The sequence below is a fragment of the Pseudomonas sp. GW821-FHT03A09 genome, from assembly GCF_059421065.1.
Map to the genome: position 1 here is coordinate 164,525 of NZ_JBWKUX010000011.1, position 18,203 is coordinate 182,727.

General features: G+C 54.1%; 8 protein-coding genes and 2 pseudogenes. 5 read left to right on the forward strand and 5 right to left on the reverse strand.

Annotation, left to right across the window (positions count from 1 at the left end; translation table 11 throughout):
* Positions 1-84: 84 nt before the first annotated feature.
* Positions 85-1,476: pseudogene (gene mobH / locus AC07V4_RS20430) on the reverse strand (MobH family relaxase); the annotation flags it as partial.
* 108 nt (positions 1,477-1,584) lie between these two features.
* Positions 1,585-3,273 carry a BBE domain-containing protein gene (locus AC07V4_RS20435; protein ID WP_492636700.1) on the reverse strand — a complete coding sequence of 563 codons (1,689 nt, stop codon included), beginning with the start codon at positions 3,271-3,273 and terminating at the stop codon, positions 1,585-1,587.
* 549 nt (positions 3,274-3,822) lie between these two features.
* On the opposite strand from AC07V4_RS20435, the gene AC07V4_RS20440 reads away from it, so the two are divergent.
* On the forward strand, positions 3,823-4,458 hold the full coding sequence (locus AC07V4_RS20440; protein WP_492636701.1) for a lytic polysaccharide monooxygenase auxiliary activity family 9 protein: 636 nt from the start codon (positions 3,823-3,825) through the stop codon (positions 4,456-4,458).
* Positions 4,459-4,513: 55 nt separating this feature from the next.
* Entirely contained in the window at positions 4,514-5,980 is a 1,467-nt protein-coding gene (locus tag AC07V4_RS20445) for a glycosyl hydrolase family 18 protein (RefSeq protein ID WP_492636702.1), read from the forward strand.
* Positions 5,981-6,046: 66 nt separating this feature from the next.
* On the opposite strand, the pseudogene AC07V4_RS20450 reads toward AC07V4_RS20445, so the two are convergent.
* Positions 6,047-6,438 (reverse strand): annotated as a pseudogene (locus tag AC07V4_RS20450) (GGDEF domain-containing protein); the annotation flags it as partial.
* A gap of 988 nt (positions 6,439-7,426) precedes the next feature.
* Between AC07V4_RS20450 and AC07V4_RS20455 the strand changes: the two are divergent.
* Positions 7,427-11,071, forward strand: coding sequence for an autotransporter domain-containing protein (locus AC07V4_RS20455; RefSeq protein WP_492636703.1), 3,645 nt, complete (start codon positions 7,427-7,429; stop codon positions 11,069-11,071).
* Between the two features lie 988 nt (positions 11,072-12,059).
* Positions 12,060-12,659: a histidine phosphatase family protein gene (locus AC07V4_RS20460; RefSeq protein WP_492636727.1), complete on the forward strand. Its 600-nt coding sequence runs from the start codon at positions 12,060-12,062 to the stop codon at positions 12,657-12,659.
* A 147-nt stretch (positions 12,660-12,806) separates the two neighbouring features.
* Here the strand turns inward: AC07V4_RS20460 and AC07V4_RS20465 are convergent, their stop codons facing one another.
* Both AC07V4_RS20465 and AC07V4_RS20470 read right to left on the reverse strand, forming a co-directional pair.
* On the reverse strand, positions 12,807-14,015 hold the full coding sequence (locus AC07V4_RS20465) for an EAL domain-containing protein (RefSeq protein ID WP_492636704.1): 1,209 nt from the start codon (positions 14,013-14,015) through the stop codon (positions 12,807-12,809).
* 98 nt (positions 14,016-14,113) lie between these two features.
* Positions 14,114-16,495 carry an ATP-binding protein gene (locus AC07V4_RS20470; protein ID WP_492636705.1) on the reverse strand — a complete coding sequence of 794 codons (2,382 nt, stop codon included), beginning with the start codon at positions 16,493-16,495 and terminating at the stop codon, positions 14,114-14,116.
* A 270-nt stretch (positions 16,496-16,765) separates the two neighbouring features.
* Between AC07V4_RS20470 and AC07V4_RS20475 the strand changes: the two genes are divergently transcribed.
* Positions 16,766-18,094 (forward strand): EAL domain-containing protein, encoded by a 1,329-nt coding sequence (locus tag AC07V4_RS20475; protein WP_492636706.1) that lies wholly within the window; start codon positions 16,766-16,768, stop codon positions 18,092-18,094.
* Positions 18,095-18,203: the final 109 nt, after the last annotated feature.

Sequence of the window (18,203 nt, forward strand, 5' to 3'; positions counted from 1 at the left end):
CCGCCAAACCTGGTTTTTGCGCCGTTAGGTGTCTGCAACGGCAGGTACGATTTAGGCTGTGCCGGTGTATTAAACCGTCAGTGATTAAGTGCCGGTGAGGGTCAGAAACGGATTGTCGGCAGGCACGCTGTCGAACAGCACTGTGGGCGTCTCGAGTAAGTAACCTTTGAGGTGGGCCTTTTTTCGAGGCCCTTGGACCTGACAGGTCCAGATGTTTAATCCATCGTCGCGTTTTTTGTGGCGTTTCAGCTGTTCAAACTGTCGTTGCACCCAACGCCATTCTTCAAGCGATTGATTGGCACCCTTGGCGATGCCGGGAAACTCCTGGACGTAGCGTTGGAAGAGGCCCGGCGTGACCAGAAACACCGAACCGTTCACCGTGTGCACCCGGGCCTTGGTGTCATTGAGGATCAGTGTGTGGCTGTGCAGGCCTGCTTTGACCCAATCGAGGAATACCTGACCGGGTGTGCCCGCGGTGGCGGGTGTACTTGCGAGCGTCACAGAGGCGGGTTCGGGGGCTACCGCGTCGACCTGGTCCAGTAAGGCGTTCAGGTAGTCATCTTCCTCCTGCCGCAGGGCGATGGGCTGGGGTGGGTTTTGTGTGGCGCCGGTAGGGGCTGCCATCGGCGACGGCGGTGATGACGGGTCGTGGCTTGGGGCGTCGTCCAGCACCACGCTCACGGTCCCTGCAAACACCTCGGGACGTTCTTCGCTGCCCCAAATCAGCGCAGGTTGCAGGCGCAAAAAGGTCAAGCGTTGCTGCCAATTTGGTTGGTCGACGAGCGCGGTCCAGATGGCTTTGCCCTGTGGGGTCGGTTCAATCAGGCCATGGGATTGCAGTTCGTCAAATACCGCGAGGTTGGAGGAGGGAATACCTTCAATCGATTGTGCTAGCAGATAGGCCCGCAGCTTATCGGTCACTGCCTTGCTGACCAGCCACAGGGCGTCCTGGGTCAGCCATCCGGCCGCGCCGGGTTGGTTGAGTTTTAGCTCGTGTTGAACCAGATGACGCAGGCCGCTGATCAGGTGATGTTGCAGCGAATGGCGCGGTGCATGCAGGGCCTTGCTGGGGTTGCCACCGATGTTTTGTGCGGTGGAGACCCGGTCGGCTTGAAGCACGATCTCACCCAACACCCCGGCGCGGTCATAGTGGCCGACCAGGACATACAGCAGACTGGCCCAGAGCGCCGGGAAGCTACTGAGCCAATCGAGGATCGGTTGGTCGAGGATTTGGGTGTAGAGCAAGCCCGCGGCAGCGCCATGCAAATGGTAGTCACGACCCTTGAGGTAGCGAAACCGGTAGGGTTGATCCAGTGGGCCCTGCCACGGGTGCCACAGGCGGCCGTCCTGGCGTTCGACCTCTAAGTCCACGGCGATCTTGCCGATGTCATGCAGCAGGGCGCCATAGGCGATGCCGGCTGACCACGCGTCGGTTTGGGCGGCCTGGTCTTCGGGCTCACTGCCGGTGGCAAGCACGTTATTGTCGGTATAGGCCGCTCATCGCATCCCTACCTTGGTTGAAGGTTCTATGATGTCCGAGCGCACGCACTGGCAAAGCAACGGGTGCTGCTAGGCGTGTGTGTTTTATTGTTTTTTCTTGTCTCGTGCGAGTGGGATCGACATCTGGTGTCTGAAGAGGTTTTTTGGGTCCACCTGATTTTTCAACAGAATCAACTCCTCTACCAGTCCTGAGTTTCCATAGTAAAGCTCAAGCCAGCTGTCATTCGCTGCGCCATTTACCGTGAGCATGTCCACATCCGGGTAGTTGATATAGCAGCCTTCATAGCGTCCATCGACACTGGGCCTTTTGTTAGGCTGACTGGCGTAGACATCTTCGTAAATTTTACTGATCCACGCGAGCTGCACACTGTCTTGTGCGGGATCGGTCCAGTACGTTTGAAATTGAGACTTCAATAAGGATTTTCGCTGGGGCACGGCAGTGTCGCCTTGACCAAGGCTATTGATTTTCCCCCCGTAAGAATCAATTTGGACAAGTGATTGACTGAAGGTCCCGTCGGTAGACCGGGTACTGAGGTTGTCGTAAAACGCATCACACTCAGCATCAGTAAAATTATCCACTTGGTAGGCAGACTTGTATTTGCCTCTTTGGTTGTTGCCTGACGCATTAATCATCTGGGTGATGTAAAACCAGTCCATAAGCAGCCCTGGCGAGGCCTTGGTAATCGTGCTGCCGGCCATGCTATGAGGCCTTGGAGCAATGTTTGGCAATACAAATCCATCGTAGAGCTTGCCATGACCCGGGGCTGCACTGTTTATTGCAGTGAGAAAATCATTAAAGGGAGCGTCTCGCTCATGATCACCCACCATGCCATCACGTCCTGTGTATTGGATGGCCAGGATGATTTTCGGATTGGAGTCGATGTGATTCAGTTTCAGCAGGGTGAAGAGACCACCGTTTGCTTTTGACAAAATATTGGAGGTCGCGTCTGCGTCGTTGTTGGCGAACCAGGTGTGATAGCCGCGCAAGAATGTTCTAAAACTGACCTTATCGAAATCCGACCACTCCCAAGAGAGCGTGGTCCAGTAGGCTTTTTGTGGGGCTTCGGGCAGGTTGTTGAAGTAGTAGCGAATGATGATGCCGAAATTGCCGCCTCCCGCACCGCAACACGCCTTGAAAAGCTCGCGGTGGGTTTTCTGTCTTGAGTTCGGGCTGACATGAATGGGGATGAGCATTTTTGCGCTGTTGGTTGGGTCAGGGATCAAAATGTCCACGCCAGTCACCCAATCGACGGTTAACCCCTGAAGGCGAGACAGTAAGCCGTAGCCACCACCGCTAATGTGACCGCCGACCCCCACGGAGTAGCATGAGCCACCAGGTATTGTCTTGCCACTCTGTTTGTACATTGCCACATAGCCGTCCCAGTTTTGATTACCGGTAAAGGCGGCGTATTGATAGTGCGTAGGTTCGTTGCTGTCGTGCGCATACAAAGGTTGAATGTCACCCTCAGCATCATGCGAGAACCCTTTGAGTTCGCCCACGTCGATAATGGCTAAGTGTTCGGTATTTAACTGATTCGAGACAAAACCTTCATAGCAGTGCGCGCCGCTCCTGACGGTGATTCGAAAATCTTGCGAGAGCGCTTCATTCGCAGCATCGAGGACTTCTTCTGGGGTTTTACAGACGTAGATGCGCTTCGCACCGGTTCCGGTGCTGGGAGGCCAGCGGAGATTGAAGCCTTTCTGTAGGGTCGAAAATGTCTTGCTGTCCTCGGTTATTCTAATGAAAGCCGAAGTTTCTTTTATTGTTTTCATCGTCGTATGCCTCCTGGCAGAAAACTGTACGCACAGACTGCTGCGCAATTGTCCTGTGACCTATTCACCCACGTGACGCTGAAATATTTGCCTGATTGGGCGTCAACTCACCATAGTCGACATTTTCAAACTGTCCATACTTCTTTTCGGTGAGTCGAAGTTATGTTGCGCCGGAATTTGTATTTCGAATGGGTATAGGTGACTACTGGATTTGGTAGTGGAAAATTATGACGGGGTGTACTACATCTCTATTTTCTGAAACGGGTTCGGTCGAATAGATACAGAGGTCAGACGAATGGTGTAAGCGTTAATGTTACAGATTGTGTGTTGAAAAAGCCTGCGTTTGTTAGTGGCGAGTCGCAAGGGGCGTGTCATCCTCCGATTATTTTTAATCGGGGGTAAAGTGCTGGGCGCTGAAAAAAACATGAATTATTTTTGGCCTTTGATTCTTGCTATCTCGTCTGTTTTTTAAAGTGGACAACGCTAGGTGTTGCGCTAGCCTAAGAGTTCTCCCAAGAGGGAGGTCAATAAATCAAAGGAGTGAATATTATGAACAAACCAGAATCCAAACCTGAATTGAAACACGGTCGTGTAGTTACCCCACCTAGCCGTAGTGCTATTGCCACACAGGAAGGACTTATTCTTGACTGGCAAGCTAACGAAATGGAAGGAGGAAAAAACTTTCCGTCATTGACAGCTGGTCCCTTCCCTCGGCCGTATGAGACGGATAGCGCAAGTTCAGCTCCACCGGCGGATGGCTACATCCTCAGTGGGGGCAGGACCGATGCCCGCGATTGCGTTAACTTTACCAATGAGGAAATGAGCCAGAAGCTGGGTCGCACATTTACCTGGCCTCTATTAAATGTCGATCCTGGTCAGATATTTCATGTCGAATGGGTATATGCCATGGCCCACGTGACTCGGGGCTACAGCTGGTTTATCACCAAGGATGGCTGGGACCCGAAGAAACGTATTAGCCGCGCTCAGCTTGAGCCAAAGTCTTTCTATGAGGATTTCTATACGCAAGTTCCCTTTTATGAGCACACCGCCGAGTTGAACGCAAAAGTTGAGCATGAAGTGAAACTGCCGACGGGTAAAAAAGGCCATCACGTCATTGTCTTACTGTGGGTTGTTGCGGATACCGGAAATGCCTTTTATCAGGCATTTGACGTGAACTTTAAATAACCCATAAACCATGAGCCATGCACGGCTCTTTGTACGGTTCTGAGGGAATAGAACAATGTCTAAGATTGATTTTTCATTACTGAAGTCTAACGTCAGTGACTCGGCCTCCCTGATGCCGAGTATTGCCAACAAGAAAATTCTGATGGGGTTTTGGCATAACTGGGCAGCCGGTCATAGTGACGGCTATCAAGGTGGGCAGTTCGCTAATCTGAATCTGGTGGATGTACCCAAGGACTACAACGTTGTGGCTGTGGCTTTTATGAAAGGCCAGGGCATCCCTACCTTTAAACCCTATAACCTCTCTGATGAAGAGTTCCGTCGTCAGGTGGGCGTGCTTAACAATCAGGGAAGGGTTGTGTTGATTTCGTTGGGTGGTGCCGACGCGCATATCGAGTTGCACAAAGGGGATGAGCAGCCACTGGCGAATGAAATCATTCGTTTGGTTGAGGTCTACGGTTTTGATGGGCTGGATATCGACCTCGAGCAAAGCGCCATTGATTTTGCTGACAACAAGACAGTGCTGCCTGCCGCTTTGAAACTGGTGAAGGATCACTACAAAGGCGAAGGCAAGCATTTCATCATCAGCATGGCCCCCGAGTTCCCCTACCTCAGGGTTGGCGGTAAATACGTAGGTTATATTCAGGCGCTTGAGGGGTATTACGACTTCATCGCGCCTCAGTACTACAACCAGGGTGGCGATGGAATTTGGGTTCAGGAGGCCAATGGCGGTCAAGGTGCCTGGATTGCGCAGAACAATGACGCGATGAAAGAAGATTTTCTCTACTACCTGACTGAGAGCCTGGTAACCGGTACTCGGGATTACATCGCCATTTCTGCGGACAAGTTTGTCATCGGTTTACCGGCCAACGTGGACGCCGCGGCAACAGGTTATGTGATTGATCCTGCGGCGGTCGTCAATGCGTTCAAGCGTCTCGATGCCGCCGGCCACCCCATCAAGGGGCTAATGACCTGGTCGATCAACTGGGATGATGGCGTTAGTAGCACGAATGTTCACTACAACTGGGAGTTCTACAATCGTTACGCCCCGCTGATCCACGGCGAGCCTGGTGGGGAAGAGCGGCCGACAGCCCCGGCCAATCTGACCTCCAGGGGCGTGATCGAAACCAGCGTGAGCTTGAGTTGGGCGGCTTCAAACGGTCCTCGTCCAATCGAGACCTACACGCTGTACCGCAATGGGACTGCAATAGGACGCACGGCGGCGTTAACGCTGAACGATTCAGGCCTGACACCGAATACCCAGTACAGCTACTTTGTCACGGCAACCGATTCTTTGGGAAAAGAATCACTGCCCAGTCAGAGTCTGAGTGTTCGAACCGCTGGAGACATCACCGATCCAGAGTTCCCGGAGTGGCAGTTGAACTATCGGTATCGCAAGGAGGAGGGTGTGACGTACGAGGGCAATAAGTATGTGTGCCTGCAGGAGCACACCTCGAACTCGGGTTGGACACCACCTGTTGCCTTTACCCTTTGGTCCAAGGTCGCAATCAAGCGGCGCGCGTAGCGCTTGTAGCTGAAGCCCGGCAGAAATGCCGGGCTTTTCTTTGCCTTTGGAATGAGTCGATCTCGATCATTTTTGAACAATCACTTCAGTGGCGCGCCAGCCATTGCGACCATTTTGCTTGGCCAGGTAGAGCATCGCGTCAGCCGACTTCAGCAAGTCGCTGGGGTGACCTGCTCAGTGGCCGGGTGGCTTGTAGTGATACCGGCACTGGCGGTGACGTAGCCGAGCGGATGTTCGGTGTGCTTGATTTTCAGTGCTCGAATGGCTTCCAGAATATCGTTGGCAACCTGCGTTGCCCCCGCATTGTTGGTATTCGGTAGTAGCACTGTAAATTCTTCTCCACCGTACCTGACCGCCAAATCCCCTGGTCTTTTGATCGCGTGCTCAATCGCCTGACCCACTGCACTCAGGCACTCATCGCCAGCGGCGTGCCCATAGGTGTCGTTGTAGCGTTGAAAAGTGGGCGATGTCAGATGTTCATAAGCAGATCAGTAGCTCAATAATACTGATTCAGTACGCCTCAAATGATCGCAACTGTTCATCGATTGATGTTCATAGACCGAGTTTTCCGAGGCCCGCGTTAGCCTCGTGCCGCGGGTTACACGTGAGCACTAGATCATCGGTAACGCCGCGATCAATTTCCCGTATCCGCACGTGTTGGCATTTCTTGTCGTACTGGAGTCGTGATTCGGGGGGCAAGGTGTCCCTTGCTGGCAACCATTTTCCGGAGTCACATCGTTTTTTGGTGACGCCGGGATCTTGGATGCTACTTAGCAGCTAGCCAAAAAACGGATACCGGGGTGAGGGAGTCAGCGATCTTCGATGGGGGGATGAGTGCAAGCGTGGACTACGTGCGTGAAAACTTTTGGCTGGAAGTCCCGGTATTTTGCCGTCCTGTGGGCAGCAAGGCTAAAGTGTAGCTGTTCAAGGTTGACCTAAATCTGTTCCTCGAAGGGCAGCTCTTACTGCAAATAAGAAGAGGGTTTCGGCTGAGGTACTCTCCCTAATATCCGTTCGCTTTTAGTTTTTCAGACTATTCCTAAATATTTAACGACTTGTATCACGGTATTGTCTTGAGAAGGCCTGCTGCACCCACTTTGATGAGGGAATTATAACCACAGAATTTTATTTAAAGCCAAACCCTGTTGCAGCGATTAAAACGCTATTGAAGTTACCAAGTGGCGCCCCGCTTCTTGGTTGTTCGCACAAAAAAGTCGCAGTGCTGGCCAGTGATAAATATATTAATACGGGGCTCGAAGCCCGAAATGATCAAGTTGCTTTCTGCCTATAAAAAATAAAAACCGATGACACGCATTTAGAAATAATTACATGTTCGAGGGGAGCATAATGAGTATTTCAGATCATGATTCAAGCAGTATAAAAAAACATCTACTCACAGCGCGACAATGGAGGCTCACACCCATCACTTGGGCTGTTACTTTGTTGATGAGCGAGGCCGGCGTGGCTTTTGCGCAAGAAGCGCCAGCAGCCAATAATCCCTATACGTCTCAGGTGCTTGAAGCTGCGTTCAGGAAAGCCGTTGCCTCGTTTGGCCCCAAAACCGACGTATATAAGGGGCTGGGGTTTAAATACGCGGAGATCGTCGATTTAACGGCCAAGGATTTTGCCGCCCAGTCCGGCAAGTTTGACTCGGCCCTCAAGCAGAACTACGAACTGCAACCAGAAAACCTTACAATTAGCGCCATGCTTGGTGATACCAAGCGGCCGTTGGACTACTACTCGCTTCTGGGCTATTACCGCAGCCGGTTGTTCAACAACAACGGCCGTTACACCACCGATATTCTCGATTTTTCCAAGGCAATCATCTCCAATCTGCCCGCCGCCAAGCCCTATGTCTATGTAGAACCGGGCGTCAGCAGCAACCTCAACGGGCAACTGAATGCAGGTCAATCCTGGGCGGGTGCTACACGTGACTGGAGCGCCAACGCACAAACCTGGAAGACTCCGGAAGCCCAGGTCAACTCTGGCCTGGACCGCACCAATGCATACTACGCTTATGCCTTGGGCATCACCGGTAAGGGCGTGAATGTCGGCGTGCTCGACTCGGGGGTCCTCGCCGAGCATTTTGAGTTCCAGGGCAAGAATGCCCAGGGCCAGGACCGGGTGCAGACGGTGACCTCTACCGGCGAGTACTACGCCACCCATCCGCGCTACCGTCTTGAAGTGCCCAGCGGCGAGTTCCAGCAGGGTGAGCATTTCAATATCTCAGGAGAATATGACCCGGCGTTCAACGATGGCCACGGTACGGAAATGTCCGGCGTGCTTGGGGCCAGCCGCAATGGCACCGGTATGCACGGCATTGCCTTCGATGCGAATATCTTTGTCGCCAACACAGGTGGCAGCGACAACGATCGGTACCAAGGCTCCAATGACCTCGACTACAACGCCTTCATGGCCAGCTACAACGCCCTGGCCGCAAAGAATGTGTCGATCGTCAACCAGAGTTGGGGGCAAAACTCGCGCAACGATGTAGAGAACCACTTCGGCAATGTCGGCGACAGCGCGGCGGACAACTTGCGCGACATGACCGCCGCTTATCGCCCGTTTTGGGACAAGGCCCACGCCGGGCAAAAAACCTGGATGGACGCGATGGCCGATACGGCCCGGCAGAATACCTTTATCCAGATTATCTCAGCGGGTAACAACAGCCATGGCGCCAACCCGGACACCAACGCCAACCTGCCGTTTTTCAAGCCGGACATCGAAGGCAAATTCCTCTCGATCACCGGCTACGACGAGACCAGCGCTCAGGTCTACAACCGTTGCGGTACGTCTAAGTGGTGGTGTATGATGGGCGTTTCGGGGATTCCGTCTACCGGACCCGAGGGTGAAATTATCCCCAATGCCAACGGCACATCAGCTGCCGCGCCGAGCGTTTCCGGTGCCCTGGCCCTGGTGATTCAACGCTTCCCCTACATGACCGCCAGCCAGGCCCGCGATGTATTGCTCACCACCTCCAGCCTGCAAGCGCCGGACGGTCCCGACACGCCGGTGGGGGACCAGGCCGGTGGCCGCACCTACGACAAATTGCAACCGGTGCACGATGCTGCACCGGGTACGCCGCAAGTGCCTGGCGTGGTCAACGGTTGGGGTTTGCCCAACCTGCAAAAAGCCATGCAGGGGCCGGGGCAGTTCCTTGGTTCGGAGGCCGTAGCATTGCCCACCGGCACTCGCGATATCTGGGCTAACCCGATTTCCGACGAGGCAATTCGCGCCCGTCGCTCGGAAGACGCCACCGAACAGGCGACCTGGACCGCCACCAAACAGCAAAAAGGCTGGCTCAACGGCTTGCCTGCTAATGCGTCGGCGGACGATCAGTTTCAATACGAAATCGGCAGCGCGCGGGAACAGGCGACGTTGATACGTGGCAAGGATCTACTCACTGGCAGCACCTACGTCGGCAGCCTGGCCAAGTCCGGAGACGGTGAACTGGTGCTGGAAGGCCAGAACACCTATTCGGGCAGCACCTGGGTACGTGGCGGCAAGCTGTCGGTGGACGGCGCATTGACCTCTGCCGTGACCGTGGATGACAGCGCCGTAGGCACCGTGAACGCGGACAACGGCGTGACAACCACCCTGGGCGGCATACTGGCCGGCAACGGCACGGTCGGGGCCTTGACCGTCAATACTGGAGGCCGTGTGGCGCCAGGTCATTCGATCGGCACGCTGCACACCGGCGATGTGACGTTCAACCCAGGATCGGTGTACGCCGTGGAAGTGGGTCCCAATGGCCGGAGCGACCAGATCCAGAGCAGCGGCGCCGCCACCCTCAACGGTGGTGCGGTGACGGTGTCCCTGGAAAACAGTCCCAACCTGTTGACCTTCACCGAGGCACGTAGCTTGCTGGGCCAGCAGTTCAACATCCTCAGCGCCAGCCAAGGCATCAATGGCCAATTTGCGGCGATCTCGCCCAATTACCTGTTTATCGGCACCCAGCTGAATTATCAGCCGAACCTGCTGAGCCTTGCGGTGGAGCGCAACCAGACGACCTTCGCCAGCGTCGCGCAAACGCGTAATGAACATGCAGTGGCGACAGTGGCCGAAACATTGGGCGCCGGCAGCCCGGTGTATGAAAGCCTGCTGGCTTCCGACTCGGCAGCCCAGGCGCGGGAGGCGTTCAAACAACTGTCGGGGCAACTGCATTCGGATGTGGCGGCGGCGCAAATGGCCGACAGCCGTTACATTCGCGAAGCCGTCAACGGCCGCCTGCAACAGGCTCAGGCGCTGGACTCCAGCGCGCAGATCCTGGCCAGCGACAACGGCGGCTGGGTGCAACTGCTGGGCGGTCGCGATAACGTCAGCGGTGACAACAATGCCAGTGGCTATTCGTCGTCCACCAGCGGCGTGCTATTGGGCCTGGACACGGATGTAGGCGATGGCTGGCGCGTGGGTGCGGCCACCGGCTACACCCAGAGCCACCTCAATGGCGAGTCGTCGGCCTCGGCGGACAGCGACAACTATCACCTGTCGATCTACAGCGGCAAACGTTTCGATGCGATTGCCCTGCACTTGGGCAGTGCCACCACCTGGCACCGTCTGGACACCTCACGGCGCGTGGTTTACGCCAGCCAGTCGGACCATGAACGAGCCGACTACAGCGCACGCACCGATCAAGTGTTCGCCGAGATCGGTTATACCCAGTGGGCCGCGTTCGAACCCTTTGCCAACCTGACCTACCTGAACTACCAGAGCGATTCGTTCAAGGAGAAAGGTGGCGCCGCGGCCCTGCATGCCAGCAAGCAAAGCCAGGATGCAACGCTCTCCACCCTGGGTCTGAGGGCTCACACCCAACTGCCGGTCAGCAGCTCGTCGGCGGTGACCTTGCGTGGCGAGTTGGGCTGGGCACATCAGTTCGGTGATACCGATCGTGAGGCTTCGCTGAAATTCACTGGTAGCGACAACGCCTTTGCGGTCAATAGTGTGCCGGTGGCTCGCGACGGTGCGATCATCAAGGCCAGTGCGGAAATGGCCCTGACCCAGGACACGCTGGTGTCGTTGAGCTACAGCGGTTTGCTGTCCAACCGCGGTAACAACAGCGGGATCAACGCGGGCTTTACCTTCCGCTTCTAACCCAGGGAAGTTGTCCAGCGATAATCTGTGGCGAGGGAGCAAGCTCCCTCGCCACAGTGATGCATGGAATAAACAGCCCTGCGCAAAATTGACTCACAGGTTTACAATTGTCGCTCCTGATCAGGAGTATCCCTGTGCTGACTCCGGTTAGATGCGAGTCAAGCGCCTTGATATCCCCACATGAAAAGGTAGATGGTGCGACCGCTCATTTCGAACTTACTCCAGGTTACTGATTACACTAATCTTGCGACGGGCGATAAGTTCAGGTTCATTTCACCATGTATTCCACAGTTTATAGCGGCGTTGATAAAAGTCTCCGCGTCGATGCGTTCCGATGAGGTAGGCGCTCCAGTTCTTAGCAGGTAGTACTGCTCATTGGCACGCACCAACTTTTCTCCGCCTCCTATTGAATTCAGCTCATTGCAGCAACGAAAGATTCCACGTACCTGGAGCCAAACTTTTCGTTCGGTACGTTGTACAGCAGAGCATTCGCCCGCCGCATTGAAAATGCAGATTCCTTGGTCATACTACATGTCGTAACTACTATTGAATTTCCTATAGCGGCGGTACTGCATTGCGACGATGACAGTTACAGCCACAGTTGACACTTAAAGGCAGCATTAAAACCTACTCTCTGGCATCCGATGCGTAATAGTCGACTTATGGATGAGGAGGGCGGGGCAGTTCCTATCGGAACACCTTATACCGGTTTTGATGAGCCGTTGATTCCTGTGCGTTCCGCGCCGACATGGCAGTACTAGCTCCACCTAAGCAGAGTGCGCGCTGATTTGTTTATTCGTCGCCATTGGTTCAAAGCAGCAAGCTGAATAATTTAGGTGTAGTCCTATAGAACCCTATGATGGTCTTTGCTTAAGTATGTTGACTTATTAAACATCAAGCGATATTCAAGTTGGATAAATTACCTCCCCGCCTTAAATCTGTCTTTCTGTCCCTTCGTCACGTGGTGCCGATCCTGGGACTTGCCGCCATAACCGTGCAGCCATCCCTAGTGGGGAGTGAACGTCAGGTCAAATCGACGGACGGCACCCAGACTCTGGTATTCGTGCGCCACGCCGAAAAACCCAGCGAGGGATTGGGGCAGCTGAACTGCCAAGGGCTCAATCGCGCCCTGGACCTCGCTATAATGCTGCCTGAGCGTTTCGGCAAAGCCGACTACGTGTTCGCTGCCAACCCCTTGCGATATGTTAAGGAGGGGCGTCAGGACCAACGCTATAGCTATATTCGCCCGCTGATGACTATCGGCCCCAGCGCCATCCGCCTTGGCCTGTCGGTGAATATCGACTTTGGGGCAAACGACACTGACGAACTGGCGGACGAGCTACTGCGCAAGAAATATCACAACGCGACGGTCTACACCGCCTGGTCTCGTGGTTACCTCCCGGAACTGATCAATGCCGTAGCAGGCAAGGCCCTTGGTGAGGAGGGGATGATCGCCGAGGATTGGAGGCGTGATGATTTCGACACGCTATATGTATTAACTCTGACCTGGCGCGATGGCAAGGCGAGCCTGTACAGCCAACGCCTGCTCCAGGGCCTCGACCATGGTGAGCCTACTTGCCCAGCCTGATTCGCGGATTACTGCCGGGCTTTGGAGCCGATACCGGGATGACCGGTGGCTTGCGGTGTACAGGGAAGGGGGTACGACCGGCGGGTAGTAGCGAGACACTGATCTGCCACTCTTCGAGCGTCGAATACGTCGTCGCCGTAATAGCTCTCAGGCTCCGGTGGCGAGCGTGCGTATGAAATCGTCCACCTCCAGAGGTAACGACAAGGCAAAGCCCTGTCCCGTGCGGTACCCGTGCTTGAGCAACGCCTCAACCTGCGACGAAGATTCAATCCCTTCGGCGATGACATCCAGGTCCATGGCCTGGCCTATCGAAATCGCCGCGCAGACTGCCGCACAACAGCCGCAGTCATCGGCCATACCTTGTACGAAGCGGCCGTCAATTTTGAGTTTGGAAAATGGCATTTGAGTCAACAGGTCTATCGAAGCAAAGCCACAACCAAAATCGTCCATTGCAATCGGAAAGCCCCACATGCGCAGAGAACCCAACTCCATCGACAAGGCAAGCCAATCATGAACTGGCACATCTTCCGTCAATTCGATCGTGAGCAGTGAAGTGGGCACGTCTGCTTCTCGAAGCCTTCGCGCGAGTGATTGACCAATCCCAGTCGTGGATAATATCGAGGCTGATGCATTTACGGCTATCGGCACCGCAATACCCTGACGGTGCAGATCGCTCAACAGCGCAATCACTCTAGTCAGCACTGTGTGGAAGAGCAGTAGCTCCACACCGGCTTGGCGCGCCAACGGCACAAAGGTTGCCGGCGCAATATTGCCTTTGGATACATGGTTCCAACGCGCCAGCGCTTCGGCACCTACGATCTCGCCGGTTTGCAGGTTGAGTTGTGGTTGCAGCACTATTCTGAGGTCGATATTGGCCATCAGGGCGCGCATCAGCTCAACTGCGCTGGGCGCTTGATTTTTGCTGTGCTGGCCTGGCCCGACATGAGTGCTCTCCAAGAGCGCGCAGGCGACATTCATATCGATATTTGCACTAGCCAAGTCGAAGAGCAGGACTTTTACACCCGCACGTCCGGCTACTCGTACATGCCATTCCAGGGAATCCTGCTCCTGTGCGCTGTACCATATGACAACAGGCAAATTCGACAATATGCATTGCCGCCTAAGATCCAGCAGCAATGACGGCAAGGCTAGCCCCTCGGCACGCTCCGCCGAGATACTGTTCAGCACGACGTCAAACCGTCGCGTGGCCAGTACGATTGCAGCTGCACTCAAGTTCGCTACGAACTGCGCCTCGTAGGTGAAAGATGGGCTGTAGCCGATAACGTCAACTGCTCCTACAATCAGCACCTGAGGCAAAGTTTTGTAATGCTCCGTCTGCATCGGATTCGATGACATCGTATCTGCCCATAGAAATATATTGATGCCAAATACTGTACGTAGTCGTGCAGAGTGCAGACTATCGGAATGGGATTAAAAGGCGTTCGATCATCCTCTCATGGTGAAATTCTGTCTGATCCTGTGGATGACGCACATTGCCCCAGTAGCTGCTCCAATGTGAGAAGATCCGTCTGTACAGAGCTAAAGGACCCGACCTTAAGGCGGGCCTCCATTGATTTCGCCAACGATGCCATATCTGGTTGGTTCAATATTGCGAAGGCACCAAACAATCGATGCGCGTAATGAGTCGCGTCTTCCATGTCAGCCATTTCAACTGCGGCCCGTAACGCATGCACGTCGCTCCAGAGGTGCGCGAAAGCTGTTCGTTCATCTGTAACGAATGCGGCCTCATCATCAATATGTGCCAGTGGCAAATCTGTCCAGAGTTGAAGTGCATCTCTTAACTTGCCCAGCTTGATGGGTTTTTTCAGTACGCCGTCCATGCCTGCTTCGAAGCAGGTGGTGGTGTGTTCATCATCGGTCGATGCGGAGATCGCCATGATTGGCGTAGGTGCAAGGGCGAGCGACGACTCTATGGCTCGCCACTGGCGGGCCACCTCATAGCCGGAAATGCTCGGGAGATCACAGTCTAATAACACAATGTCAAACGTGTTTTGCTCAAGTGCAAACAAGGCTTGTTCCCCATCGGGTGCGAGTGTCGGGCTGTAGCCCAAGGCTTCGAGCTGGGCGTGGAGGACGGCTTGATTCGCAGGCATATCCTCTACCAGCAAGACCCTGAGTACACGCTCCGTCGCTGGCACATCAAATTGTTGTCTGGATAGGCCCTGTTCTTGTAGATGGAGCGGCGGAACGTAAATATCACAGGGTAGCCGCACTGAGGCGATAGAGCCTTTACCAGGCTCGCTCTCGAGATCTATAGAACCACCCATCAATTCCAATAGTTGCCTGCAGATGGTCAAGCCAAGCCCGGTGCCACCAAACTTGCGCGCAGTATTCGTGCTTGCTTGGGTGTATGGTTGAAAAAGCCGTTGAAGAGAGTCGGCGTCTATTCCGATACCTGTATCCACTATGCGGATTTGTAATTGATGCCGGTTTAGCGGGGGAGGGCTGGGATCCAACCGTATACTGATCGTCACGCCACCTTCAGGCGTGAACTTGATCGCATTTGAGATGAGGTTATGCAACACCTGTTCAACGCGAAACCTATCCAGCATCAGATGGGGTTCAATGGGGTGTTCTTGTATCAGCTCAAGCTCAACTCCGTTCTTCGCTTTCAGCGCCAGCAAATCCACAACTGAGCGGGTCAGCTCCATGATATCGACGGGCCCCAGATCCAGTTGAAGCCGTCCGGCCTCGAGCTTGGAAATGTCCAGAACGTCATCCAACAAATACAGCAAGTTCTCCGCACCGCTGGAAGCTACCGCCAACAAACGATGAGACTCTTCAGGCAGCTCGGTACGCTGCATCAGCAGCTCCATGGAGGCGAGAATGGCATTCATCGGCGAGCGAATCTCATGGGTAAGCACGGCCAGAAACATGGTTTTCTCTTTCTCGCTGAGTATGGCCAGGCGCCGTTGCTGTCTTGCGTGAATCGCAAACCCTCCGATCAACAACAGGCCGCTCAAGATCAGCGCCATTTGCAGGCCGTAATAGCGCAACAGTACGGTTAGCGATGGTCTGCCATAGTTGGCCGACTCGAGCTCGCGCTGTATCATTGCATCGACTTGTTCAGCAGTCATGGACGCCAGCACCTTGTCAAGGATATCGCGCAAAATCGGCAGATCACGTCGTACTGCCATGGAAAGCTCCATAGGCAAACGGGCGATCCCGCCGGAGACATACAGTTCTTCATCATATTTGCTGCGCAAAAAGGGTAGCAGTGCAGGTGCAACGTCTACTGCCGCATCAGCACGCCGTTCAATGACTGCAATCAGCGAGTCTTCGGGTGTTTTCGTTTCAAGAATTTTGATAGCAGGATAGAGCGTTCTGATTGCGCTCTCATATGAACTGTCCTTCTTGACAGCAACAACATGCCCGTTCAGTCGGCGTAGATCAAATACCGGCTGACTGTTTTTACGCGTGACAACTATCGTTGCCCCCGTGTAATAGACATTGGTAAAAAGGGCGGCATCGATAATCGATTTCTCCGCAAACATCTGCATGATCCCGGGAAGTACATCTACTTCACCCCGCTGAAACTTCTCTATCCTCCCCTGTCCAACTCCCGTGTCGGGCACAGGCTCAAATCGAAGGCCTGTGCTGCGCTCGATGAAGTCTATGTACTCAGTGGCCAACCCCATGTCCTGACCGTCCTCCACATACTGTAACGGTTTCCATTCAGGCTCGACCGCTATATGAAGGACTGGGTGTGCAGCAATCCAGGCGCGCTCCTCAGGAGTAAGATCCAGTGGCTGGGAGAAAACTGACGGTAACCAGACAAGAAAAACCGCAGGCCATAACGCCGCTCCCCGCTTCATGGTGCTTTCACCTGGTACTTAGGTTGGAAAAAATCAATATTGAAGATAACAACAGGCCTATCGGATTTTTCTGCATTTTTTCTCACGACCATGCCTCCTGGAAAGCAGCGAATGACCTCACGCTTTTGATCGAAACCCTACCGCTGGCATGAGCGGCCGTCAATTATACTGTACTGCTCGCGCGCCACGAGCGAGATAAGAATACGGGTTGCCATCTCACATTATTTTTAAGAGCAGTCTTATAGCGTGAAATGATCAGGCGTTGTTTAAATGAGTTGTCAGTACACTCATGAAGCGATCGTCAAGTTGAAAAACTCGCCCCTTACTCTAACGCCTCCCCCCCGAGTCAATCTGGTCGTATTAAGCCACGATGAACAATATGTGTTACGCATGACAGAGCGTCTGAGCGGCAGTGGTCTTTTCCATATTGAGCACGTTGAATCGCTGAGCAGGCTGCGCCTGCGTAAGCAACCTATGGACATCGTTATGGCCGAGATTCATGCTGATCATGTCGACAGTCTGATGCTACCGTGTTGGGTCGGTGAACTTAACGCCTACGGCCGGGTATGCAGAGCTCCCCATATTGTCTGGACCATAAAGGCCAGTGCGCTTGATGATGCGACTTCGTCGGCCGCTGCCATCGAGCAGGGCCGTACGGATATCGTCAAAGGTATTTCCAGTATAGCCTTGGCCTCGTATGCCCGACTCGCCAGAGCATCGGGCATACGGGTTGAGATCGTTGCCGAGAATCATCCCACTCAACTTCTACAAGTACTCGAAAAGCTTGCTACTGCCGAACACTTGCTACCGCAGCTGTCGCAATCTAACAGATTTGAGTTATTGATCAGCGAAGACGATGTCGTGTCAGTGATAACGTCGGGTGAAAATCTGCGTGTGGTGCTGCAGCCGCAATATAACTTGGCCAGTCGTCAAGTGATCGGTGCCGAAGCGCTGATACGCTGGCAACACCCAATCCACGGCGACATCCCCCCGTTGATCCTGATCCCGATGGTCGAACAGTTAGGGTTAGGCCTCTTGCTGTTCAGTCATGTCGAGAGAGCGGTGATTGAAGTCCTCGGTACGCTCGATCGTCTGGGTATAGACATTCCCATCGCTATAAATGCCTCGGCCCGCACGCTGTGTGCCACCGGACTGGCTACCCGGTTGGCAATCAAGATGCACAAGGCCGGTTTGCCTGCCCGGCGATTGAAGATCGAGCTGACTGAGCAAATCCCCCCTGGAAACGAACTGGTGTTGTCAGCGTCCATCATGGCACTCCGAGCGAAGGGTTTTCTGATTTCGCTCGGAGACTTCGGTGCCGGCGCCGCAACGCTGGCTCTGTTGACGCACATACCCTTCGATGAGATGAAAATCGACGGAAAGTTAGCTGGAATTGCTGAGCAATCGCCACAATCGAGCGAGATCATTTCCGGTATCGTTAACCTTGCCCGCTACTTCAACTTGAATCTGGTGACCGAGGGTATTGAGGACCCATCCAGCATCGAGATGCTCAACCGTCTAGGTTGCAGCGCCGGACAAGGATTGGCTCTGGCCCCTCCATTGGAGCAGGCTGATTTCCTGAGACTCGTCGCGCGGTAGTGCATGACAAAAGCCTGGGTGCGACTTTCCAGAACTGTGTGTTTGTACTTAAAAAATTCTCAATCAGGTACCAGTATTGACTATTCTCATTTTAGTCTTTGAGCTACCT